The organism is Nitrosopumilus sp., assembly GCF_025699125.1.
Lineage (GTDB): Archaea > Thermoproteota > Nitrososphaeria > Nitrososphaerales > Nitrosopumilaceae > Nitrosopumilus.
In genome coordinates, this window is record NZ_JAILWC010000001.1 from 1 (window position 1) to 22,601 (window position 22,601).

The following is a 22,601-nucleotide window of genomic DNA, read 5'->3' on the forward strand; positions in this document are numbered from 1 at the left end:
ACCTTCTCTTCTTCTATCACCACCTTCTCTTCTTCTATCACCACCTTCTCTTCTTCTATCACCACCTTCTCTTCTTCTATCACCACCTTCTCTTCTTCTATCACCACCTTCTCTTCTTCTATCACCACCTTCTCTTCTTCTATCACCAAAGCTTCCACTATCACGTCTGAATGATTGAGGTTTTCTGATGTCTTTCTCAGTTGGATTTTCGTATTTTTTGCCTATTTCGTCTACTCTAATGTTGAGTTTTTCAAGCAGAGTTTGATTTAGGCCTTCACCATAAACATCAACTCTGGCAGCAATGACTGCTTTTGCAGCAACTGCTCTTGCAATCTTTCCTCTTTGCCATCTAGGAGCAGCATGAACCATAGCATGTTGGAATAGTAATCCGTGTTTTGGTGGTTGTGAACCTGTCTTTAATGATCTAAACAATGCTTTCTCAGCTCCTAGAACTTGTATTGTACTGGCAGGAAGAGATGCTAATCTTTTGAGACTTCCTGCTCTTCCTAAAATTCTAGCGCCCACTGCACTTCCAAGAATTGCTGAAAGGTTTGGTGCAATTTCTTGCATTGCAGTTTCAACGTGCTCTTCAAGTTTTTTACGTAACTCGTGGAAATCTAAAATTTGTTTTGCTATTGATTGCACTATAGCTAAATTAACGTCTGAGATGTCTCCTCCTCTGCTTTTAGATGAAATTAAAGACAGCATTTCTACTTTTGATTCTGGAAAACCTGCATCTTCAAAAACTTGTTTTGTTAATGATTCTCGTTTTCCAGCAAGAACGATTTGTGCATATCCATTAATACTATCAATGATGTTATCCAATTCTGGAAAATGTAATCCATACCATTCTCTGAGTCTTGAACTTAGACCATTTGCAATTTTATCAATTTCATCTAATGAATTGATTGCTTGAATTATGTGAAGATCTGGACTTTCTGATACTTCAGTAACTTTTGATGATGATAATCCTAAAGCAAACTCTCTTAGTTTACCTAACGTGTCTTGCAAATTGGAAGCAAATCCTGAATCTACAATAATTTGAGGTTTTGTTGCTTGAATGTTGTTTAATTCTGATGCTTCCATCAAGTAACAGTCAATAGAAAATTTTTTTAAAATTGAAAGTAATGATTCATCACTAACAGAAACTCCTCTTTGAATAGAGGCAAGATAGTTGATTAATTCATTTAGTTTTGATTCCTTGTTTTTTACTAACAGATATTCTTTAACTGGATTTGAGAATGGAAACGCTCTTTCAATCTTTCCGTCATTGAAAACTGAGATTCCTAACTCTGTTAATACCACAGAATACATGACTAGTTGATTCTAAATCACCTTTAAAAAAGGTACCAGAATCGTGAATCAACTATTATATTCGAAACTAAGTTCATTATTCAAAGTGGAACTCAGTCTAGCAACTTCCATAGGTCAAATTCAATTAGATAGGCCTGTGATGCTAGCGTCTGGAATTTTGGGCATATCTTTGGATGTTTTTAATCGATTGTATCGTTCTGGCGTAGGTGCTGTTGTAACTAAATCTCTCAGTACAGAACCATGGGAAGGTTATCCCAATCCGACTATCTTTAGTGTCAAGGGGGGTGGATGGATAAATGCAGTGGGTCTCTCGAATCCAGGAGCTACTAATTTTGCAAAAATGATTGAACCTAATCAGGATGTTCCAATAATTGTGAGTTTGGTGGGTTCAATTCCAGAAGACTTTGAAACAATGATTAAACAATTTGAAAATTGTAAAGTTACGGCATATGAGCTAAATCTATCCTGTCCACATGTAGCCAAAGTTGGTTTAGAAGTTGGCGATGATCCTGAATTAGTTAAAAAAATTGTAACTACTGCAAAAAATACCACTGATGTTCCAATAATAGCCAAAGTTGGTTTAGGAACTACTCATTATCTTAATACTGTAAGTGCGGCAATAGATTCTGGAATTGATGCAATCACTGCAATCAATACTGTCAGAGCAATGGCAATAGATGTTGAAACTCAACGACCAATTCTCAGTAATAAATTTGGAGGGTTATCTGGGACTCCAATCAAACCAATTGCATTGAGATGTGTCTATGAAATTTCTTCAAAACATGATATTCCAATAATTGGGTGTGGTGGTATATCTACATGGGAGGATGCAGTTGAATTCTTTTTGGCAGGGGCTTCTGCAATTCAACTTGGTAGTGCGGTAGGAGATAATTGGATTGATGTTTTCAATGACATCAATAATGGAATATTACAGTACATGAAAAGAAAAAACTATTCTTCAATAAAGGAAATGGTGGGTCTTGCAAAGAAACAATAATCATACAACAATTGTTACCATTGAAAAAGTAATTGATGAAACACCAACTGTCAGAACTTTAGTTTTTTCTGATGATGTGATGTCCAATGTTCTTCCCGGACAATTCGCAATGGTTTGGATTCCAGGAGTAAATGAATTGCCAATGAGTGTGATGATTTCTAAAGAACCTGGAAAGGCAGCATTCACAGTTAGAAAACATGGACCTGCTTCAACTGGGTTGTTTAATATTCTCGAAGGTCAACAAATTGGAATTCGTGGCCCGTATGGAAATTCATTTGATCTAAAAGAAGGAAAACTTTTGTTAGTTGGTGGTGGAACCGGTCTTGTTCCAATGATGCGATTACTCACTTTTGTAAAACCTACTGACGATGTTACTGTTTTAATTGGTGCAAAATCTAAAGATGAGGTATTTTTTGAAGACTTGGCAAATAATTTGCTGGAAAATAATCCTCACAAAGTAATTGTCTCAACTGATGATGGAAGTTATGGCGAAAAAGGGTTTGTCACTGATTTGGTTGAAAAACTTGTCAGCAAATCTCATTTTGATGGGGTTTATGTATGCGGGCCTGAAATAATGATGTACAAAACCGTACAATCAGCTCATTCTAGGAAAATGTTTGTCCAAGCTAGTCTTGAGAGGATGATGAAATGTGGTGTTGGAATTTGTGGTAGTTGCTGTGTAGGCGAAGATCTGGTATGCCGTGATGGGACTGTCTTTGATGGGCAACATCTCTCAACAAACAAGGAATTTGGTCATTTTTACAGAAATAAGGCTGGAATATTAGAAAATTATTGAATTTGACTAGCAAGGTTTAAAATAAATCACAAAATTATTTCCATGACGGAAATGGGAACTCCAAAAATTGTATTGACTGCAGATAGAACCCTGATGTCTCCATATAGGGGATTGTCGCTTGCAACATTTTTTGGATGTGCACCGGCTATTGACCCAAACCGCGATAAAAACAGCTTTTGGTATAAAATTCTTGGAAAACAGGTAACTCCCAAAATACTGTTTGATTTTATTTGTAATTATATTCCTCATACAAATGGTGTTGCAAACTATGCTCCATATGGCTTGAGAAAATTAGAAGCTGGTTTGCTTCGAGATGGATTTAGCAGACAAGATGTAGTAGTTGCACATCCTGATCATATTGAACAATTTATTGGTCCTCAAACAGAAGTTGTTGGGACCTATGAGATGGATCCTCTTGGAATGGGTCCTGTAACTATGACATTTACTTATGGCAGAAAACAAACATCTTATGATGAATTTTACAATACTGAACTACATCATAGAATCAAAGCTGCTAAATTAAAAACTGGAAGTAAGGCCAAAGTAATTTCTGGTGCATCTGGAACTTGGCAATACAATTATGATCCGGAAAAAATTGAAGAATTTGGAATTTATGCAATTCTAGAAGGAGAATTGGGTGGGATTGCACCTGAAATTGATGGACATGCTGGACGATTCTTCAACTATTTGATAAATGGTGACTTTGAAAACATGGATCCTTTCAGAAAGAGAAGTGACTTTAAAGTTAACATAAAAGAATTTGAAAGAAACGGAAAAAAAATCCATGGACGTTTTGTTAATTTCTGGGATAGACCTGAACTTGAAGAAATTCCTGACATTGTAGAACCAAGTATGCATGGAATGGTTGAGGTAATGCGTGGTTGTGGTAGAGGTTGCAAATTCTGTGATGTTACATTAAGATCATTGAGGTATTATTCTCCTGAAAAAGTCAAAAGAGAAATTGAAGTTAACATAAAGAAGGGTGGTTCTAAGTCTGCATGGATTCACAGTGATGATATTTTTGTTTATGGTATGGATCCTAGAACTGCGAAAGGTATGGAGCCAAACAGAGAAGCACTCGAAGAACTGTTCACTGCAATCATGTCAACAGGAGTTGAACACACAAACCCAACTCACGGAACTCTTGCTGGAGCTATTGCCGATGAAAAATTAATTCCTAATCTTTCTAAAATCATCAAAGCAGGCCCTGATAACATGATTGGTGTTCAAGCTGGATTTGAAACTGGCAGTCTTAGATTAATCGGTAAATACGCTGATAGAAAACTTGCACCATATTCACCTGATGAATGGCATTGGGTTGTCAAAGAAGGTGTCAAGACATTAAATCAAGACTATTGGATTCCTGCATTCACCTTGATTATGGGTCTTGATAATGATGAAACGCCTGAAGACTCTTGGGAGACTATACGTTTACTTAGTGAATTAGAAAATGAACAACCTGATTCTATGTTTACAGCTACTGCATTAACATTCGTTCCTATTGGATTACTAGAAAAATCTGATTTCTTTAACATTGGAAATGAGATGACTCCTGCTCAACTAGGTGTGCTTTACAAAACTTGGCAACACAATTTCAAATATGGCATTCAGAAATTTATGACCAAGACCGGCTCTAAAGGCCCTCAAAGATACTTCTTTAATGCCATAGCAAGATCTCTTGGCGGTGTTCCCCTTGGTGCAATGGAGAGATATGCTCGAAGAAAGAGTAAGGAACACGAAAAAGTCATTGAGATTGTTAAAGCCAAGTATTGGTAGTCATACAAATACATAAATTCACTAATTCCTATTTCTAAATATGGCAACACACGGTTCACTTACCAAAGCAGGTAAAGTAAGAGGACAGACACCAAAAGTTGAAGGACGAAAAATTGTAGGTACTAGTTCTAGTCTTAGAAACAAAAGTAACTTCAAAAAGCGATTTGTTCTAGGTAGATTTCCTGGTCAGAACAAACCAGGACAAAGAAGAAAGAGACGTTAATCAATTATTATCAAAATTTTATCATTTTACGATCTGTGCCTATGATCTGTAATTCTAAATGACCGATCCGACGACTTTTGACAATGAGAATTTCCGACGGAGACTTGACAGAACCCCAAAACAATACTCTTATAAAGTACTCGTACCGTACCATACGGTATGGTAGAAGATTTAAGATTAGATAGTTTAGAGGGCGTAGGTCCTGTAACTACAAGAAAATTATCCGATGCAGGTGTCCACAACGTCATGGATCTCATCGTCAGAGGTCCTGTGGAAATTGCAGAAATAACTGGAATGGAAAAGGACACTGCTGAAAAAATTGTCAATAAAGCCAGACAACATTTAGTTGATGGTGGACTAATTGCCAAACACTTTGTTAGTGCAACTGAAATTTACAAACATCGACAAAGTATTGGTAAAATTACAACTGGTACAAATTGTCTTGATACACTATTTGATGGTGGTATTGAGACTCAGGCTCTTACAGAAGTTTATGGTGAATTTGGATGTGGTAAAACACAGTTTGCTCATACAATGTCTGTGATGGTTCAAAAAACCAAAGAAGAAGGTGGTCTTGAAGGCAGTGTATTATACATTGATACTGAAAATACTTTCAGACCTGAAAGAATTGTATCTATTGCCAAAGCTCATGATATGGACCCAGAAAAAGTTCTAGATAACATCATAGTTGCTCGTGCATACAACAGTGCACATCAAGTGTTAATTCTAGAAGAAGCTGGTCCCATAATTGAAGAAAACAATGTTAAACTAATTGTTGCAGATTCTGCAGTTGGACTATTCCGTGCTGAATATCTTGGAAGAGGAACATTGTCTGTTAGACAGCAAAAACTAAATCATTTTGTTCATTTGCTATCTAGAATTGCAGAAACATACAACTGTGCTGCAATTGCAACCAACCAAGTTATGGCATCCCCTGATGTCTTTTTTGGAGATCCAACAAGACCTATTGGTGGAAATGTAGTTGCACATACCAGTACATACAGAATCTACTTTAAGAAATCAGGTAAGAAACGAATTGCTAGAATGGTAGATAGTCCTCATCATCCTGAAGAGGAAGTAATCTTTGCACTAGGTGAAGCAGGTGTAATTGATCCTGAAGACGCCGATAAAAAGACAAAAAAGACTACCAAAAAAACAACCAAGCCTGCAAAAGAAACAGCTGAAGTAGATGCTACAGAAACAGCTGAAGTAGATGCTACAGAAACAGCTGAAGTAGATGCTACAGAAACAGCTGAAGTAGATGCTACAGAAACAGCTGAAGTAGATGGCATTGTGAAATCTACAGCAGATGATGAATCAGAAGATTCAGAACCAATTGAAGAGTAACTCTTCTCCTTTCTCTTCATTTATTTTTTAATTTTTATTTATTTTTCTCAATATTGATTAAATTATAATATCATTTGTGACTATCAATACATGATGACCGATCTTTATCGATTACTTCCAGAGGAGATGGAACAGCTAGTCATTGACATGGGTTATCCTAGATATCGTGCAGATCAAATCTTACTTCCGTTATATTATAAATTTCCAAAAGACATTAACGACATACCCCAACTTCCAAAAAAATTAAGAGAAGAACTGACGGAAGCTGGATATACAATTGGTTCTGCAAAAGAGATTCATAGAGTTGTTAGTGATGATGGAGAGACAACTAAACTCTTACTCAATTTGACTGACAATAATTCTGTAGAAACAGTTTTGATGCAATACCCTTCATCTAAAATTGGTGGTCATCCAAGATCAACCATTTGTGTTTCTACTCAAATTGGTTGTGCAATGGGGTGTGTATTTTGTGCAACGGGGCAGATGGGTTTCAAAACAAATCTTACTGCAGAACATATTGTATCTCAAGTAATTCATTTTGCAGAAATTTTGGAGAAACGCGGTGAACATGTAACAAATTTGGTGTTTATGGGAATGGGTGAACCAATGGCAAACTATGATGAGATGATCAGGGCCATACGAATTTTAACTCATGATAGAGGTTTTGGATTGGGTCAAAGACACATCACAATTTCTACAATAGGTATTGTTTCTGGAATCGATAAACTCGCTGAAGAAAATCTACAGATTGGTCTTGCCATATCACTTCATTCACCAAATAATACATTACGAAAAAAACTTGTTCCGACTGCTGGACCAAATTCTGTTGAAGATATCATTGAGGCAGGGAGACGATATTTTAAAAAAACTGGAAGACGTGTTACATTTGAGTATGCTTTGATGGAGGGAATTAATGACTCTCCTGAGATTGCAACAGAACTAGCTAGCCTTTTGAAAGGCAACGGATCTCATGTCAACCTAATCCCAATCAATCCAACAGCTGGAGATTTTAAACGCCCATCAAAACAGAGAGTACTTGAATTTGAACGAATTTTATCTAATGCTGGTGTAAATTGTACTGTGCGGGTGGAAAAAGGAACTGAGATCTCAGCTGCTTGTGGGCAACTCCGAACCGATATTATTGGCTAATTTTGCCTAAAACATGTTCTAAGTCTTAAAATAGGGCTTTCGAGGATTTTACACTTAATGGCAACTAAGAAATCTCATGGTCGTTCACATGGATTTAAGCACAAATCTAGATCCGTTATGAAGAAAGTATCTCCTAGAGGAGTCTCGTTCTTGTTACGTGAATATCAGGAGGGCCAGCAGGCACTTGTCATTATTGATCCTAGACAGCACAAAGGACTGCCACACAGAAGATACCATGGCAAAGTAGGTGTCATTACAAACGTTGGTAGACGTGCAATTACACTTGATGTGAAATTAGGAGAAAAATCGAAAACCTTAATCACTAGATTGGATCACATAAAACCATTCGGTGTATGATATGGAAGAAGTACAAAAGAAACAAGCAATTTCTCTTTCAGAAGTTAAAGAAATCTTAGGTAAAGTTGATCCTGAGGAAATGGATCAAATTCAAAGATGGACTTATGATTATGTTTCAAAGTTTGCATCAATAGAACCAAAGGATGCAAAAGAAATGAAAAAACAACTCATTAAAGAATGTGAGTTAACAGAAGACGAGGCTGTTGAAATTGTTAACATTAGACCCACAAGTTTAGCTGAACTACGTTCATTTACATTTGGTTGGAAAAAACTAATTCTTGCTGAAACTCTAGAAAAGATGCTCAAGATAATCAAGGGGCAATAGTACTTTTTTTCGGAGAACTTTATTTTGTATAGGGCACAATCCCCACCTAGGAAATATGAAGAGCATGCTTATGTTCTGGATTTCAATCCTAGGGGAAAATCATCAACAGTTCGAGGACGAGAAGGAATTATTGTTACTGCGATTGGGGAAGATCGTCTTACTCTTTTAGAAATTCTTGGAATCCCAAACTCTGTTTTTGAAATTGGTGAGAAAATCTATATCGGAAAAGATGGCCGAACCAAAGTTCTATCTGTTTTAGGAAAAATGGATTATGACAAAATTTCATCATCTGCACAAAGTGAGTTGCCTGCTGTTGTCGAAAAGATTGTAACTGATAATGAATCCAAATTTGTAGAGTATCTGAACAAAGCACAACCATTAACACCTCGAATTCATGCTCTTGAATTAATTCCTGGAATTGGCAAGACCTACATGAAAACAATGTTGGAAGAACGAGAAAAGAAAAAATTTGAAAGTTATGATGATTTACAAGAAAGAGTTGGGCTCAAAGAACCAGTTAAGCATATTTCACAGCGAATCATGGATGAAATCACTGGTGAAAGCAGAATGAATCTCTTTGTCAAGAGATGATAAAACGTAAACGATTCGGACAACATTTTCTAAACTCTAATTCCATAGCAAAATCCATTGTTTCTGAGGCTAAAATCACAAAAAATGATACCGTTTTTGAATTAGGAACCGGATTGGGTATCTTGACTCCTCTTCTATGTGAGAAAGCAAACAAGGTTATCTCCATGGATGTGGATGAACAACTGATTGAAGATGCAAAATCTGATTTCTCTAAAATTCATAATTTAATTCTGAAATCTGGTGATGGTTTTAAGAACAACGACTCTTTCACTATTTTTGTGTCCAATCTTCCATATTCTAAGAGTAAAGAAGCGATTGAATGGCTCGCGGAATCCTCGTTTTCACATGGTGTGATAATGGTTCAAAAAGAATTTGCAGAGAAACTGCTTGCAAAATCATCAAAAAAACGCAAAGCAATAAGTGTAATTGCTGATCATGCATTTGAAATTAGTATTCTTTCTAATGTGAGTAAGAATAACTTTTCACCGCCTCCCAAAGTTGATTCAGTAATTCTAAAAATAGTGAAAAAAAATATCATGAAAAAAGATCTAATTCAAACAATAAATAAAATTTTTTCATATAGGAGGAAAACTGTTAAAAATATTTTAAAACAATTCAATAAAGAAACTGTAATAGATAAAAGAGTGGATGATCTTTCTGGGGATGAAATAATTAACATTGCAAACCAAATTCTTGAAAAATGAAGAATATCCTCCCTCTGAGGATACTTTTTTCATCGTAAAAAATATTGAAAATGAAAAAGGAAATTTTGCTTTGGATATAGGGAGCGGTTCTGGATATCTGACTAAATTACTTTCTGAGAATTTTGTTTTTGTAGTTGGGACTGACATCAATTTCAAAGTCTTAAAAGATCAAACTTACAAAACCAAAAACATTGTTTGTTGTAGTGGTTCTGATGCATTAAAAATCAAATTTGATTTTATTGTGTGTAATCTGCCCTATCTTGCAACTGATGACATCTTGGATGTTGCCACGGATGGTGGTGCGGAGGGGTTTGAGATCCCTAAAAAAATATTCGACTCTGTAATTAACAATATCGCAGAAAATGGAAAGTTTGTTTTTGTAACTTCTTCATTGTCTAACTATCAAAAATTAATTCATTATGCCCAAAAATTAGGCTTGCAAACCCGTATTGTGGCAAAAAAGAAACTTTTCTTTGAGGAATTAATTCTAGTAGAGGCTTCTAACTGACTATTTTCTAAGTTTTTCTTTTGCATATGTGATAATCGCATCTGTCATTTGGGTAGTTGATGCGTTTCCTCCGATATCCCAGGTAACTGTTTTTCCTTCATTAATCACTTGATAAGTTGCATCAAAGATTGCGTCTCTGATTTCTTTCTCACCTATATATTCTGCCATCCAAGCACCTGATAGAACGGTTGCAGTAGGATTCACTTTATTTTGACCTGCAAATTGAGGTGCACTTCCATGCGCTGCTTCAAACATTGCAAAATCATCTCCCATATTTGCAGAATAAATCAATCCGATAGATCCTACCAATCCAGAAGCCAACTCTGAAATAATGTCCATGAACAAATTAGTACTTACAAGAACTGCTCCATTAAACTGCTCAGGAGCTACTACCATTTGTTGCGCCATATTGTCAATGTAAATTTCTGATAGTTCTACATCTGTCCCTTCAACGGCTTTTTGAGCCGAACTCCAAAATATTCCGTCTGTCTCTTTGAGAATATTTCTTTTGGTGATTGCCACCATTTTTTTCATATTGTATTGTTTTGCCCAATTCATTGCAGAATTTAAAAATCTATCACAACCTTGTCTTGTAATTTTTCTAATGGCAATTGCCGCATCATCTGTTATTTTTGCTTCAATACCAGTGTACAAGCCCTCAGTTGCTTCTCTAAAACAAACACAGTCTAATTTTCTATCCGGTGTTAATCTATCAAAAGTTTTGGTTGGTCTGATATTGGAATATAGTTCAAATTTTTGACGTAGAGTGACAGCAACACTTCTTGGAGCCCCTGGAACCGGAATTGTGGTAGTCGGCCCCTTAAAACACGCATCGGATTCTTCTAAAATACTAATTGTCTCATCAGGAATGTATGATTTGTCTTTCCTTCCATTTTTATCCCATTGCTCTGAACCTGCCTCACAGAGAATAATCTCTGATTGGATGTTACATTCTTTCAAAACTTTTAGCATCGAGTCTACTACTTCAGGTCCAATGCCATCTCCTCTCATAACTGCTGCTTTTTTACTCAAAACTGCCTGCTTTTGATGAGTTTATTATTTAATTCTACCTTGCAATTGAAATGTGATCTACATATTTTCTATAGCGATGATTTAATACCTAATTTGCCAAGGTTTTATCAAATGAAAATAGTTCAAATCTCTGATCTGCATGTGGGCTCTCAATTTTTACAGGACAAATTTGATACTCTAGTTGCAGAAGTCAATGAATTAAATCCTGAAGTGATTGTAATTACTGGTGATCTGACAAATGAAGGCTTGATGAAAGAATATGCGCAATGCAAATCACTGTTGGAAAAGTTTAACACAAAAAAAATTATTGCAATTAGTGGAAACCACGATTATCGAAATACCGGTTATCTGTTATTCAAAAAATTCTTTCCGTTTGAATCTGTAAATGAATTGAATGATGATGTTGTTTTAGTTACAGTTGGAACTGCTAGGCCTGATAGAAATGAAGGTGAAGTAGGTTACAGACAAAATTTATGGTTGGAGAGAACTATGAAAAAATACAAAGATAAAGTAAAGATTGTTGCAATGCATCATCATTTGATTGCAATTCCTGACACTGGTTCTGATCAACTCACTGTTGTCGATGCAGGTGATGTGCTGCGAACTGTTTTGGATACCCATGTTGACATAGTACTGTGTGGACACAAGCATCGACCTTGGGCTTGGAATTTTAGAACTCTTACTGTCGTTAATGCTGGAACCGCTACATCTGAGCGTGTACGTGGTTTCTTTGAAAATACCTACAACATTCTAACAATCTCTGATAAAAAAGTTCAGGTGGATCTCAAAATAGTAGGTGGAAAAAGACTGCCAATTGATGAAATAGTGAATAATTATAGTCAATTTACCGACGAGTGAATTTATTTACAGATTAAATCTAGGCATCTTTGTGCGGGGGTCGCCTAGCCTGGTAGGGCGTAGGATTGCTAATCCTATGTTCGCAAGAACGCGGGGGTTCAAATCCCCCTCCCCGCGCCATTAAAACTTAATAGACCGATTTGGGAAGTTTTTTCAATGGGACGAAGAAAAACACAAAAAATTATTCGTACTGGTCCGAAAAATGCAACTACTGGAATGTGTCCTGTCTGTAAAACAATCGGCAAGGTATTCCTTCTAGGTCCACCTGGACAAGAGAGAGGAAAATGTGAAAAATGTCGCCAAGAATTTGAATTATAACATTCTAACAAATACCATATCTTTCATTTACTGACCATGCATACTGTGATCTGATATCCAATCCATAGTCTTTGGCAGAATCAAATTTTTTTAGAACTTGGTAAACTTTCAACATCTGGGGATGCTAAAAGAGATTCCAATTAATTCTGTTCCAATACCGTATAATGATTTTTGCAAACTAGAAGCAATACCATATTTTAAAAGTCAATTTTGGATGTAACAGAAAAATCTCCCGCTGACGGTATAAAAGATACACAATACATCTTCATTATTTTAACAAATGGGTTTTGGAAAACAGCTATCTGTGCAGTGTCTCTATTTCTATCCCAAAATGCATTTCAATGAATGATCAAAATATTAAAACTTGATATACGAAAAAACGCGTAATTGATAATGATGAGTAATCTATCTGACAAAAAAGAAAAGAGATTGAACTCTATAAAAAAAGCTCATAGTCAAAAGAATTCATTTACCACTCGAATGGAGGATTATCTTGAAGTCATCTCTGAACTGGTAGAACTCAAAGGATATGCTTCTCCTACAGACATCTCCAATTACATGGATGTCCGGCCTCCCAGTGTAACCAAAATGTTACGTCGTTTAGATGCTGATGGTTATTTAGAATATACAAAATACCGTGGATTGAAATTAACTCTTAAAGGAATGAATATTGCAAATGATATACGCCAAAAACATAGCGACTTGTTGGATTTTTTTGAGATTATTGGCATTGATGGTTCTGTGGCCAACAAAGATGTTGAGGGAATCGAGCATCACATAAACCCAAAAACAATGAAACAGTTAAGAAAATTTACTACATTTCTTAAATCTAATCCTGATCTACTTTATTCATTTAACAGAGTACGCTTTTAATCAAAATTTAGTCTTTGAATTATGATGCTTTCTACGATTCAAAATTTTTCAGTTATCGCTGTGTAAATAAAGTTGCACTAGACTAATAAATTTAGCCTAGACTAACTTTATATTGTTCGGCACACCTACAAGCATCGATGATGGTGGCATCCCGCTCTGGAATAATGATGGTGTTGATAGTTGCAATGGTTGCAATATCTGCAATTTTCTTTGTGTTTCCTGAAGGAATCAACGCACAAAAAGAAGAGAAAACATTTGTTACTCATTCTGGGGGTGTGGTGAAAACCACTGGTGAAATACTAGATCCATTATACACCAGTGCGACAGTAGAATTTGATCCGATGGAATTCCTACGTGATTTTAATTATGGACGCGTAACCCAACTGTCTGATGGAACAACTGTGCGCGAATTTACAATTATTGCTAATGATGATGAAATAATGGAGGTCTCTCCTGGAATATTTTATAATGTATGGACATTTAATGGAACAGTTCCAGGACCGACAATTAGAGCAACAGAAGGGGATATTGTGCGAGTCAAGTTCATCAACAATGGAGAAAAAGAACACACAATTCATTTTCATGGCATTCATCCAGCCGGAATGGATGGCGTTTTTGAACCCGTAGGTGGAAATGGTGGACAGTTTGTTTATGAATTTGAATCTGGCCCTGTTGGTGTCCATCCTTACCACTGTCATGTTATGCCACTTGAAGAACACATTGTACATGGCTTGTATGGGGTTTTCATCGTAGATCCAAAAGAAGAACGTCCACCAGCTGATGAAATGGTGATGGTCTTAAATGGATTGGACACTGATTTTGACACTGAAAATAATTTCTATGCTGCAAACACTATTCCGTTTTACTATCAGCATCATCCAATTCAAATTAACACCGATGAATTGATTCGAGTTTATGTTGTTAATATGGTAGAATTTGACCCAATTAACAATTTTCATCTTCATGGTAATTTGTACAAGTATTATCCAACAGGAACTGACATTGTGCCCTCATTTTATACCGATATGATTACTCTCTCACAAACCGAACGTGGAATAATGGAATTTGAGTATGAATATCCTGGCAAATATCTTTTCCATGCACACAAGGTAGAATTTTCTGAAAAGGGCTGGGTGGGAATATTCATGGTGCATGAAAATAAAAATGCTGTAGAGTCAGAAGGATATGGAACTTAGTAACAAATCCTCAAAAGTAAAAATGATTGCAAGTGGTATCATCCCATTTGCATTTTTAGTAATCATGATCGCATACATCTTTGGCCCTGGTTCCGATTTGTTGGATTTGGGAATTCCTTTACCTGAAATTACAATGGAAAAAGTAGATTTTGTAGATTCTGAAATACAAGTCACAGTCCGAAACACTGGACCTATGCCTGTGGAAGTTGCGATGGCAGACATTAACGACCGGATACAACCTGCTGCAGTTGAACCTGATAGGTATTTGGACAGATATGAAACGGCTTTGGTAAGAATTCCATTTGAATGGAATGAAGCAGAACCATACATCATTGGAATCACAGTTGAAGATGGAACCCGATTTGAAAAAGAAATAGAAGCAGCAGCTCCTGCACTAGAGCCAACACTTGAACTTGCAGTATTTTTTGCCATAATCGGTACATATGTTGGAATCATTCCTGTGATGATTGGTTTATTGTGGCTTCCATTTATCAAAAAAATTAAGAAAAGCAAATATCATTTCTTTTTGGCATTAACTGCCGGATTGCTGTTATTTTTGGGAATTGATTCCATTGAAGAAGCAATACAAGTATCTGATGAAAGCCTTGCAGACAGTTTTAATGGCACATTACTCATTGCCACAATTACTATTCTTTCATTTCTTGGGTTACACTATACAGGTGAAAAATTAATAAAAAAATCTGAAACCTCCAGACTTACAAAACCCGTAGCAATTGCATTAATGATTGCGATAGGGATTGGATTGCACAACTTTGGAGAGGGATTGGCAATTGGGGCTGCTGTAGGTCTTGGGTCTATTGCATTTAGTACGTTTTTGATAGTGGGGTTTGCGTTGCACAACACTACTGAGGGAATTGCAATTGCATCTCCAATGTCCCGAGAAAAAACGGTAATCTGGAAACTTGCAGCTATGGGCATGATTGCAGGGGCTCCCGCAATTTTTGGTGCATGGGTTGGAGGTTTTGTGTATTCTCCGTTTTCCTCGGTGATATTTCTTTCAATAGGGGCAGGTGCAATATTTCAAGTAATTATGACAATCTTGAAATGGATAAGGGTAGAAGGCGACAAGAATCTTTCAAGTGCTGCAGTAGTATCAGGCTTTGCTATAGGAATGCTGATAATGTATGCTACTAGTATTCTTGTTTGACATTGGCAATATAATCAGAGATTTACTCCGCGATACCAACTATTCTCCTAAGGACTAGAATTTAATTTTTCAATCTTTTTTTAATTTGCACTTGGAATATTTTTCTAACATGAGTTTGAATTTGGTTATTTTGAATCTAAACAATCAAAATGGTTGGATTTATTTCAAATCCCAAACGCATGTATCATGATTAAATGTGTGAGTACTGTTTTCAATTTTTTTAACCGGTGCAAATCCGCCAGGAGTACAAAACTCTACATATGGACTTAGGCCGGAACTCTGACTTTCTTGTGGGATGCTGCATCTGACAGCTTTGGCTTTTCCAATCTCCCTGTTTTCTGAAGACCAATATCTGTTTGAAGAATCTTTTTGTATAATTTCAGGACAAGACATTTTTTCGATCTCTTCTCTTTCTAGTTCCGCATTGGGAAAAATTGTGTTTATTTTATAATCTAACGCAAAAGAAAATATGGCAGCTACTATTACCATGCATACAATTGGAATAATCCAAAAATGAAGAGAGTTCTCTTCCATGTTTGTAAATGGGACACACACTATTTAATCGCTTTATCATGTTGCGTCTAGATCTTAACCACATTAATGAATAGACTACTTTATGACTATCATATTTGGAGAAGGCAAAAACCAGATAATCTGAAATTGGGATTCTGCAAGATTTTCTCAAAATACTGTTTGGCTTTTTATTATTTCATTAACTATCAAAAATATCGTGCACACAGTTACCCCAATGTGTTATCAAAAATTCTGCGTATTTTGAACCACTAATCTTAAATGTTCAAACATCCTAGTATGAGTATGGATTCAAAAATTGCACTGTTTTCTATACTTGCACTAGCTGCAATATTTGCAATGGCACTTCCAATGGATTCTGTCTATGCTCAGACTGGAGATGCATCTCCTGATGGTGAGGACGGGGAACATGAGGGAAAATCTTGTCCGTCTAAAGATAAAAAAACCGCATTCATTGACAGTGGTTTGAATTTATAATTTTCAATTTCTAACCCTAAAATGTTGTATGAAATGTGGCATTGAACCTAAAGTCACTCAAAGTAGTCGATACTTTCTATGTTAAATATAGTTCAAAAAGCTAACCTGCCCATCAAAATAATTACCCATAACTTTTTAAGACAATTTTTTCTTGATAGATAATCATGAGTTCAGAAGCTGAAACCATCTATGAACGAGTTGCAAAACTTGAAGATGAGATTGCATTACTTAGAAGCGAAGTAGATATTCTCAAAAAGGCATTTAGAAATAAAATTGCTCGTCATGAAATATCTATGATTAAGAAAGGCAATGATATAGATTCCATCATTGATTAATTTTTTGATTTTATACTTCTAATTAATTCCAAAACAAAATCTACATCTTCTGCATTTGGATTAATTTCTAAATATTTGTTCAAATATTTCAATGCAGTATCAGAATTAAGTAATCTTTCCTCCAAAATTCCTTTATCTCTAATGTCTTCTGCCGATTCTGGTTCAATTGCTAATACCATGTTGACGCATCGCAACGCCTTGTCATAAACAAACGATTGAACATATGAATTTTTTAAATTACGGGTCATTCTAACAAGAATTTGTTCTGGTTTTACCTCGTCTAGGTATTCTGGCTGAAATTCTAATTCCCCTCCAAAGTTCACATCCAATATTTCTTGCAAGTCATCTACGTCTACAAGGCGACCGTCATAGAATGGATCTAGAATCATCTCCTCGTTGTATTTTACCAATACGTGTCCCGGAAAACCAACTATCTTAAGATCTAACCCTACAAACTTTGCAACTTCGGCATAAAGAATTGATAGTGTTATTGGAATTCCTGATTTTTTATCTATTACTTCATTTAGAAAATTATTTTTTGGGTTATAGTAATCATCATCATCCCCACTAAATCCTAAATTTTCAAAGAGATGTTCGTTTAACATCGAAATCAAGTATGTGGGATTCTTAACATCATTAATTGATTCTTTTAGAGACATGCCAATGCGGTTGATCTTCTCAATGTATTCGTCTACATTTAGTTCAGGATATTCTAGAATCTGTGCAAATTTTAGACATTTTTCTACCAAGTTAAAATTTGGATTTTTTACAAATGCAAACCATTCTGCAACTAATGGATCAAATCTTTCTTCCAATTGAATTAACTCAGTTTTTTGAGGTATAGTTGCGGATCTTTTAACTCTCTTGTGTTTGGCGGTATTTCCATCATTTTTTTAAAAGTATTTCTGCCTAATTTTTCGTAAATAGTTTTTGTAAAATCTTTTCCCATGCTCTTTCTTACCTGATATGATGAAAAATCTGTTCCCATAAATGTCGTAAGATAATTCTGAAAATCTTGATCTTCTTTTAGGATATTCTCGATGGCGAATCCCGCCATGCCTTCCATAGTGGTGAATGCTGCGTGGTGTTGCTGAATTGGCACTAACCACCTCTTGTAGATGTCTAAAAGATGGGGAATTGATTCATCGATCTTTGGATCTATTTCCACATGTGTAAACGTCATGACATCTGGTCCAATCTGCTCAATTAAGAAATGATCTGGATTCAAAAAGAAAAACAAATTTGCTTTTTTGGCAAATGGAAAATCATCAGGTACTGCTTGCAATTGACAATATTCTGAAAGTTTGTTTATAGTTTCAGTGTCCAGTGATAGAATTATTTTGGCCAATTCTTCATTAATTTTGTTTACCTCCATTGCGGCATTTTTGTTTATTTGATGTAGATTTCCTTGTGCTGAATGAATTAATTCCTCAAGCACTGTCATTTTTACTGCGCCAAGATAACCCGAATTCACGTTTTCAAATCTTGATTCGTATGGTTCCCCTTGTTTATGAAGAATGATCTGAGGATATCTTGATAAAATGAATTTGTTTAGATAAATGATTGAATCTAGATAATCCCCGTATGTGGTTGTAATTTTTGAAATGTATTGAATTGCATATGTGGAGTATACCAAGTATTTTGCAGTGTTTTCCTTCATTAGCTCTGCAATTGTCTTAAGATCTTCTCTTGCAACTGCATTGAATAATTTTTTTACAAACTCCTTTGATTCAGAATCTGCAAATACTTTGTCCCCCTTTAGTCTCTTCAAATCTTCTAATTCGGGAAATTTTAACTGGAGATTATCTGCAAGTTTAATTCCTAGAAAATCTTCTACTTTTTCTTTGAATGATGGAAATATTTCGTTTGCAATCTCTTCTAGCTCCCTGAATTGCACTTTTCCTGCAATGTCTTCTCTCGCTCTTGTTGCAAGCTGCATGATCTCTTTTTCTTCATTAATCTCAACCGATAATTGGCCAAACAGTGCCTCTGCAAACTCTTCAAATTCTCCCAATTTGCATCAAATCGGAAAATACTACATTTAACATTATCTTGTAATTTGCATCAAAGAAATTATTAGTTCACAATCCTTTGGCATATCATAAATGCTAGAACACACTCCTGAATTTTTAAGATGTGTTGGATGTGGTTCTAAACTTGAACTTGATATCTTACAAATGAACAAAGAAATTGAAGAAGGAATTTTAGAATGTAAGAAATGCATTCTGGCATTCCCAATTATTGAGAAAATTCCCATCTTGTGGAATGATTTTTCCAAATATCTCTCTCATCGTAAAGTTCTGGGAGGCCAACTCTATCAATTGTCAAAAACTGAAAAAATGAAAAGTTTTCTGAAATCGTCTTTATCAAAAACTATACCTGTTGATGATAGAACCGCAATCGAAGATAGGTGGTCGAAAATTTATCAGAACAGCATGCATTCGAAATTCTACTCTTTGATCAGAAGCCATCTTGATTCTCTGCCAAAATCAAATCTTGTATTGGAGCATGGCTGCTCAATTGGGATTGTTACTTCGTCACTAGCTGATTCAAGCAATACTGTGTTTGGAATAGATAGATCATTTAGCGCATTAAGGTTTGCAAAAAAAACTTTCAAACATAACCTTGATTATGTTGTTGCCGATTCTCTGTCTCCTGTGTTTGGAAAATTGCAGTTTGATTTGGTGCTTGCACTAAACCTTTTGGAATTAGTAGAGCCTTTAGAATTATTAAAACACGTATCAAAACAAATCACTTTTGGATATTTTGTAATCTCTGATCCATATGATTTTGACAGGGGCGTCAACTCTGTTAAAAAATCTCTCGATGAATTCACATTACGTGCAAATTTGGAAAAATTTGGGTTCAAAATTTCTCCAAAGACAAAAAACCCTTCTTACCTTCCATGGAATTTAAAACTCAATTCACGTGCTATCTTAAACTACAAGGTAGATTTGGTAATTGGTAAAAAATGATTTTCACTAAATCAAATCCCTCCAAATCCCTTGAAATTCATCACTTGCAACCACGGTAACTATTTTGATCTTTCCTAATGGAATTAGATCCTGTCTCTTGTCATAGTATAGATACTCTCCTTCTTTGTCGGGATAGATTGTGATTGTATCTTGTTGTCCTGGTTCCAGAAGATCAGTTTGAACATTAAATCCTTCAATGTAAAGCCTGTGATTTGTTGTACCGTTATTAATCACAGTTAGTATGTATGCAAATGATGTGCGTGACAATAATGTGGGGTTGATGTCTCCTGCGACTCCTTTTATTCCTCTAATCTGTGCCTTTCCATCAATATCTTCAAAAACTACAGTATGTTCCACTTTTTCCTGCCAGAAAATTGTTACATGCCTTACATTTCCTTCTCCGATAAAACCAACAATTACTGTCAATGCAATCATTCCTCCTACTAGTGCCACGATAACCAAAATTTTATCATTTGACTTCAATATGCTAAGATTCTGTACTCTCTCCTTAAAGAAATTAATGTTAATTCGCAATAAAAAAACCGTGTCTTGATGACGCGATGTAAAGTAATCAGATAATTTAAGAATGAGAAAAGCATTGTTTTTCTATCTTGGTTCAGTATTTCATCAGTCAAATAAAACGTGTTCAAAACAGACCCCCTAAATGTGTCAATTGTGGTGGATTGGATCTTAAAGATGATGCCGTACTAGCTACAATTGGTCCTTCTGAAACAAATGCCGACTATGTGCCATCAGTTTTATGCCTCTCTTGTGAAACATTGATGATTATCACCACTCATTCAGAATTGGTTGTTGGAATACATCACACAGTTGGAAATCAAGCGACTATGCGTAATTCTTAAAAAGTTGCATTCGTCTATATTTCAAATTAATTTGTGTCGCTGTTTTTAAAACTACAAAAGAACAACAATGAAATACTGAAATGACGTGTATGAGACATGGCATCAATAATTATCATTCCAGTTATCATAGTTGCGATAATAGGGTTATCTGGATACCTTGTTTATCGATTTTTGATTTATGATTTGTATTGCAAAAGATCTGTTAATCAGACACTTTTGAAATACAATATTAAAAAAACTCCGTCTCAAATTATTAAAGAATACTACCATAGTAAGGGGGAATCGATCTCCCATAAGGAAATTCAGATCCTTGAAAAAAATTACAGACAAAATGAACCTGAGCAATTTCTAGCAATGTATGATGCATTAAGGGATAAATCAAAAAACACTGAATAATTTCCTGAACTACTTATGGTTTAACCGGAATTTGAATGAATGGTGTTCCGCCTTCTCCGACTACAAGTGGTAATTTGCCATCCCACGCTTGTGTCTTTAACCAGTCCAAGTAATTTGGATTCTCAGCTAATGCTCTGTTGATAATTGCTATGGCTTCTGCCTCACCCTTTGCTTCGGCAATGTTTGCATTGGCCAAACCTACGGCATTAGCTTCTGTTTGCCTTGCCTCGACTTCGATTCTTCTGAGATCATTTTCTGCTCTGAGTGCATTTTGTTCCGCCTCGACTTTTGATTCAATCGCTTGAGCAAATAATGGTGAAAACTCAAAGTCCGTAATTGAAATGACGTCAGTTACGACTTCAAATTGATTTAGTCTTTCAGTGATTGCAGCTTCGATATCTTGTTTGACCAATGGTCTTTTTGTGATTAATTCTTCAGCATTGTACTTTGCAGTTACTTGTTTTACTGTTTCCTCTATGGCTGGCTGAATTACTCTGTTTTCGTAATCAAGACCTAAATTCTTGTACAGTCTGTGCACTGCTTCTCTATCTGGATGATAGTTTACTGTGACGGTTGTTTCAACTGTTTGCAGATCTCTTGATGCACTTCTAGCATCACTTGCATATTTTAGAGTACGAACTTCAATGTTAACTACTTCATCTTGAAATGGAACCACAAAATGCAATCCTTCGTCAAGTGGTGGTTGTGTTAGATCAACTGCATTCCAGTGTAATAGAACTCCTCTGTGACCTGAATCTACGATTTTCACCGAGGCTGATATCACTACTCCGATAATTATAAGAAGAATAATTCCTACTGCCACTCCTTTTGCGGCACTCATATTCACATTAACTTTAGGTGATTGATATTTTGACAATGATGTTCATGTTTTTCTCCTACTATTATATCAATGCCAATGAAAAAATATTTTTGACATTAGAATTCTACTCAACAAATTTATGACATCATGTTATTGTGAAAATAATGGCAGATCCTAATTTTTCGTGGATTTATTTGGTAATTTTCTTGGCAATTCCGTTATCTAGAATAATCCCTCGTCTATTATCCAAAAAGGGAATTAGATTTAATACGCCTAAAACAATTCAAGAAAGACAATTTCCTCCAAGTTCTGACAGTTACTTTCAAAAATCTTCGATGGATTCTCCTAAACCTGAAATAGTTCCATCAAAGCCTCAATCAAAATCAATGCTTGTTTTGGGAGAATTAAACCGGGGGACAAAATATTTTGAAAACATCCAAAAAAACACCGGCCTTGATAACCAGGAACTAGAATCAATTCTGGAAGATCTAGAAAATAACGGCTTGATGAAAGTAAATCAAAAACAAGGGTTATTTGGTCTCAAAACCGAGTTACTTCCCACGGATAAGGGCTTTAAAGAGTATTATTCTTAGAAAACTGCATTCATTGTCGGTTTAAATTAGCGACAAGTTGTAACCCTACATGATTCACAATGGTGGAAAAATAGGTGAA

General features: G+C 35.7%; 29 protein-coding genes and 1 tRNA gene. 23 read left to right on the forward strand and 7 right to left on the reverse strand.

Annotated features, from left to right (window positions below; genetic code table 11):
• Positions 1-1,314, reverse strand: a 1,314-nt coding sequence (locus K5783_RS00005) for a ribonucleotide-diphosphate reductase subunit beta (RefSeq protein WP_297471449.1), incomplete at its 3' end; no start/stop codon positions are given.
• A 43-nt stretch (positions 1,315-1,357) separates the two neighbouring features.
• Between K5783_RS00005 and K5783_RS00010 the strand changes: the two genes are divergently transcribed.
• The 11 genes from K5783_RS00010 (at position 1,358) to K5783_RS00060 (ending at position 10,087) form a co-directional block, all read left to right on the forward strand.
• The gene (locus K5783_RS00010) at positions 1,358-2,311 is read left to right on the forward strand and encodes a dihydroorotate dehydrogenase (RefSeq protein WP_297471451.1); all 954 of its coding nucleotides are present in this window, start codon (positions 1,358-1,360) and stop codon (positions 2,309-2,311) included.
• Entirely contained in the window at positions 2,295-3,107 is an 813-nt protein-coding gene (locus K5783_RS00015) for a dihydroorotate dehydrogenase electron transfer subunit (protein ID WP_297471453.1), read from the forward strand. Before K5783_RS00010 ends, K5783_RS00015 begins: the two co-directional genes overlap by 17 nt.
• A 51-nt stretch (positions 3,108-3,158) precedes the next feature.
• Positions 3,159-4,883 carry a radical SAM protein gene (locus K5783_RS00020; RefSeq protein ID WP_297471454.1) on the forward strand — a complete coding sequence of 575 codons (1,725 nt, stop codon included), beginning with the start codon at positions 3,159-3,161 and terminating at the stop codon, positions 4,881-4,883.
• A 40-nt stretch (positions 4,884-4,923) separates the two neighbouring features.
• Entirely contained in the window at positions 4,924-5,106 is a 183-nt protein-coding gene (locus tag K5783_RS00025) for a 30S ribosomal protein S30e (RefSeq protein WP_048115322.1), read from the forward strand.
• A 159-nt stretch (positions 5,107-5,265) separates the two neighbouring features.
• On the forward strand, positions 5,266-6,453 hold the full coding sequence (gene radA, locus K5783_RS00030) for a DNA repair and recombination protein RadA (protein WP_297471460.1): 1,188 nt from the start codon (positions 5,266-5,268) through the stop codon (positions 6,451-6,453).
• Positions 6,454-6,546: 93 nt separating this feature from the next.
• The gene (gene rlmN, locus K5783_RS00035) at positions 6,547-7,602 is read left to right on the forward strand and encodes a 23S rRNA (adenine(2503)-C(2))-methyltransferase RlmN (protein ID WP_297472666.1); all 1,056 of its coding nucleotides are present in this window, start codon (positions 6,547-6,549) and stop codon (positions 7,600-7,602) included.
• A gap of 57 nt (positions 7,603-7,659) precedes the next feature.
• Entirely contained in the window at positions 7,660-7,959 is a 300-nt protein-coding gene (locus K5783_RS00040) for a 50S ribosomal protein L21 (protein WP_109876869.1), read from the forward strand.
• Between the two features lies 1 nt (position 7,960).
• On the forward strand, positions 7,961-8,284 hold the full coding sequence (locus K5783_RS00045; RefSeq protein WP_109876868.1) for an RNA polymerase Rpb4: 324 nt from the start codon (positions 7,961-7,963) through the stop codon (positions 8,282-8,284).
• A gap of 24 nt (positions 8,285-8,308) precedes the next feature.
• Complete coding sequence (locus K5783_RS00050) at positions 8,309-8,875, forward strand: DUF655 domain-containing protein (RefSeq protein WP_297471464.1); 567 nt, start codon at positions 8,309-8,311, stop codon at positions 8,873-8,875.
• Positions 8,872-9,579, forward strand: a complete 708-nt coding sequence (locus K5783_RS00055; protein WP_297471466.1) for an rRNA adenine dimethyltransferase family protein — start codon at positions 8,872-8,874, stop codon at positions 9,577-9,579. Before K5783_RS00050 ends, K5783_RS00055 begins: the two co-directional genes overlap by 4 nt.
• Positions 9,554-10,087: a HemK2/MTQ2 family protein methyltransferase gene (locus tag K5783_RS00060; RefSeq protein ID WP_297471468.1), complete on the forward strand. Its 534-nt coding sequence runs from the start codon at positions 9,554-9,556 to the stop codon at positions 10,085-10,087. The genes K5783_RS00055 and K5783_RS00060 overlap by 26 nt, the downstream gene beginning before the upstream one ends.
• On the opposite strand, the gene K5783_RS00065 is transcribed toward K5783_RS00060, so the two are convergent.
• Positions 10,088-11,119, reverse strand: coding sequence for an isocitrate/isopropylmalate family dehydrogenase (locus K5783_RS00065; RefSeq protein WP_297471470.1), 1,032 nt, complete (start codon positions 11,117-11,119; stop codon positions 10,088-10,090).
• A 111-nt stretch (positions 11,120-11,230) separates the two neighbouring features.
• Between K5783_RS00065 and K5783_RS00070 the strand changes: the two genes are divergently transcribed.
• The 6 genes from K5783_RS00070 to K5783_RS00095 all read left to right on the forward strand — a co-directional run bounded on the left by K5783_RS00070 (position 11,231) and on the right by K5783_RS00095 (position 15,532).
• Positions 11,231-11,977 carry a metallophosphoesterase family protein gene (locus K5783_RS00070; protein ID WP_297471471.1) on the forward strand — a complete coding sequence of 249 codons (747 nt, stop codon included), beginning with the start codon at positions 11,231-11,233 and terminating at the stop codon, positions 11,975-11,977.
• 33 nt (positions 11,978-12,010) lie between these two features.
• Positions 12,011-12,097 (forward strand) — tRNA-Ser (locus tag K5783_RS00075).
• A gap of 36 nt (positions 12,098-12,133) precedes the next feature.
• Complete coding sequence (locus K5783_RS00080; protein ID WP_179371275.1) at positions 12,134-12,295, forward strand: hypothetical protein; 162 nt, start codon at positions 12,134-12,136, stop codon at positions 12,293-12,295.
• Between the two features lie 393 nt (positions 12,296-12,688).
• Positions 12,689-13,168: an iron dependent repressor, metal binding and dimerization domain protein gene (locus K5783_RS00085; protein WP_297471472.1), complete on the forward strand. Its 480-nt coding sequence runs from the start codon at positions 12,689-12,691 to the stop codon at positions 13,166-13,168.
• Positions 13,169-13,308: 140 nt separating this feature from the next.
• Positions 13,309-14,364 (forward strand): multicopper oxidase domain-containing protein, encoded by a 1,056-nt coding sequence (locus K5783_RS00090; protein WP_297472668.1) that lies wholly within the window; start codon positions 13,309-13,311, stop codon positions 14,362-14,364.
• Positions 14,354-15,532: a divalent cation transporter gene (locus tag K5783_RS00095; RefSeq protein WP_297471474.1), complete on the forward strand. Its 1,179-nt coding sequence runs from the start codon at positions 14,354-14,356 to the stop codon at positions 15,530-15,532. Before K5783_RS00090 ends, K5783_RS00095 begins: the two co-directional genes overlap by 11 nt.
• A 159-nt stretch (positions 15,533-15,691) precedes the next feature.
• Here the strand turns inward: K5783_RS00095 and K5783_RS00100 are convergent, their stop codons facing one another.
• Positions 15,692-16,066: a hypothetical protein gene (locus K5783_RS00100; RefSeq protein ID WP_297471476.1), complete on the reverse strand. Its 375-nt coding sequence runs from the start codon at positions 16,064-16,066 to the stop codon at positions 15,692-15,694.
• A gap of 282 nt (positions 16,067-16,348) precedes the next feature.
• On the opposite strand from K5783_RS00100, the gene K5783_RS00105 reads away from it, so the two are divergent.
• Complete coding sequence (locus K5783_RS00105; protein ID WP_297471478.1) at positions 16,349-16,540, forward strand: hypothetical protein; 192 nt, start codon at positions 16,349-16,351, stop codon at positions 16,538-16,540.
• Positions 16,541-16,704: 164 nt separating this feature from the next.
• Positions 16,705-16,875 (forward strand): hypothetical protein, encoded by a 171-nt coding sequence (locus K5783_RS00110; protein WP_179371267.1) that lies wholly within the window; start codon positions 16,705-16,707, stop codon positions 16,873-16,875.
• On the opposite strand, the gene K5783_RS00115 is transcribed toward K5783_RS00110, so the two are convergent.
• Positions 16,872-17,690, reverse strand: a complete 819-nt coding sequence (locus K5783_RS00115; RefSeq protein ID WP_297471480.1) for a SirB1 family protein — start codon at positions 17,688-17,690, stop codon at positions 16,872-16,874. The genes K5783_RS00110 and K5783_RS00115 overlap by 4 nt on opposite strands.
• A gap of 5 nt (positions 17,691-17,695) precedes the next feature.
• A complete protein-coding gene (locus K5783_RS00120) occupies positions 17,696-18,889 on the reverse strand; it encodes a hypothetical protein (RefSeq protein WP_297471482.1) in 1,194 nt (397 codons plus the stop codon).
• A 91-nt stretch (positions 18,890-18,980) separates the two neighbouring features.
• Here K5783_RS00120 and K5783_RS00125 point away from each other — a divergent pair, with 91 nt between their 5' ends.
• Positions 18,981-19,850, forward strand: a complete 870-nt coding sequence (locus K5783_RS00125) for a methyltransferase domain-containing protein (protein ID WP_297471484.1) — start codon at positions 18,981-18,983, stop codon at positions 19,848-19,850.
• Between the two features lie 6 nt (positions 19,851-19,856).
• On the opposite strand, the gene K5783_RS00130 is transcribed toward K5783_RS00125, so the two are convergent.
• Positions 19,857-20,333, reverse strand: coding sequence for a hypothetical protein (locus K5783_RS00130; RefSeq protein ID WP_297471485.1), 477 nt, complete (start codon positions 20,331-20,333; stop codon positions 19,857-19,859).
• Positions 20,334-20,533: 200 nt separating this feature from the next.
• Here K5783_RS00130 and K5783_RS00135 point away from each other — a divergent pair, with 200 nt between their 5' ends.
• Positions 20,534-20,713, forward strand: a complete 180-nt coding sequence (locus tag K5783_RS00135) for a hypothetical protein (protein ID WP_297471487.1) — start codon at positions 20,534-20,536, stop codon at positions 20,711-20,713.
• A 96-nt stretch (positions 20,714-20,809) separates the two neighbouring features.
• Complete coding sequence (locus K5783_RS00140; RefSeq protein WP_297471489.1) at positions 20,810-21,109, forward strand: hypothetical protein; 300 nt, start codon at positions 20,810-20,812, stop codon at positions 21,107-21,109.
• Between the two features lie 13 nt (positions 21,110-21,122).
• Here K5783_RS00140 and K5783_RS00145 read toward each other — a convergent pair whose 3' ends face one another.
• The gene (locus K5783_RS00145; RefSeq protein ID WP_297471491.1) at positions 21,123-21,986 is read right to left on the reverse strand and encodes a prohibitin family protein; all 864 of its coding nucleotides are present in this window, start codon (positions 21,984-21,986) and stop codon (positions 21,123-21,125) included.
• Positions 21,987-22,093: 107 nt separating this feature from the next.
• On the opposite strand from K5783_RS00145, the gene K5783_RS00150 reads away from it, so the two are divergent.
• The gene (locus tag K5783_RS00150; RefSeq protein WP_297471493.1) at positions 22,094-22,522 is read left to right on the forward strand and encodes a hypothetical protein; all 429 of its coding nucleotides are present in this window, start codon (positions 22,094-22,096) and stop codon (positions 22,520-22,522) included.
• The last annotated feature ends 79 nt before the right edge of the window (positions 22,523-22,601 follow it).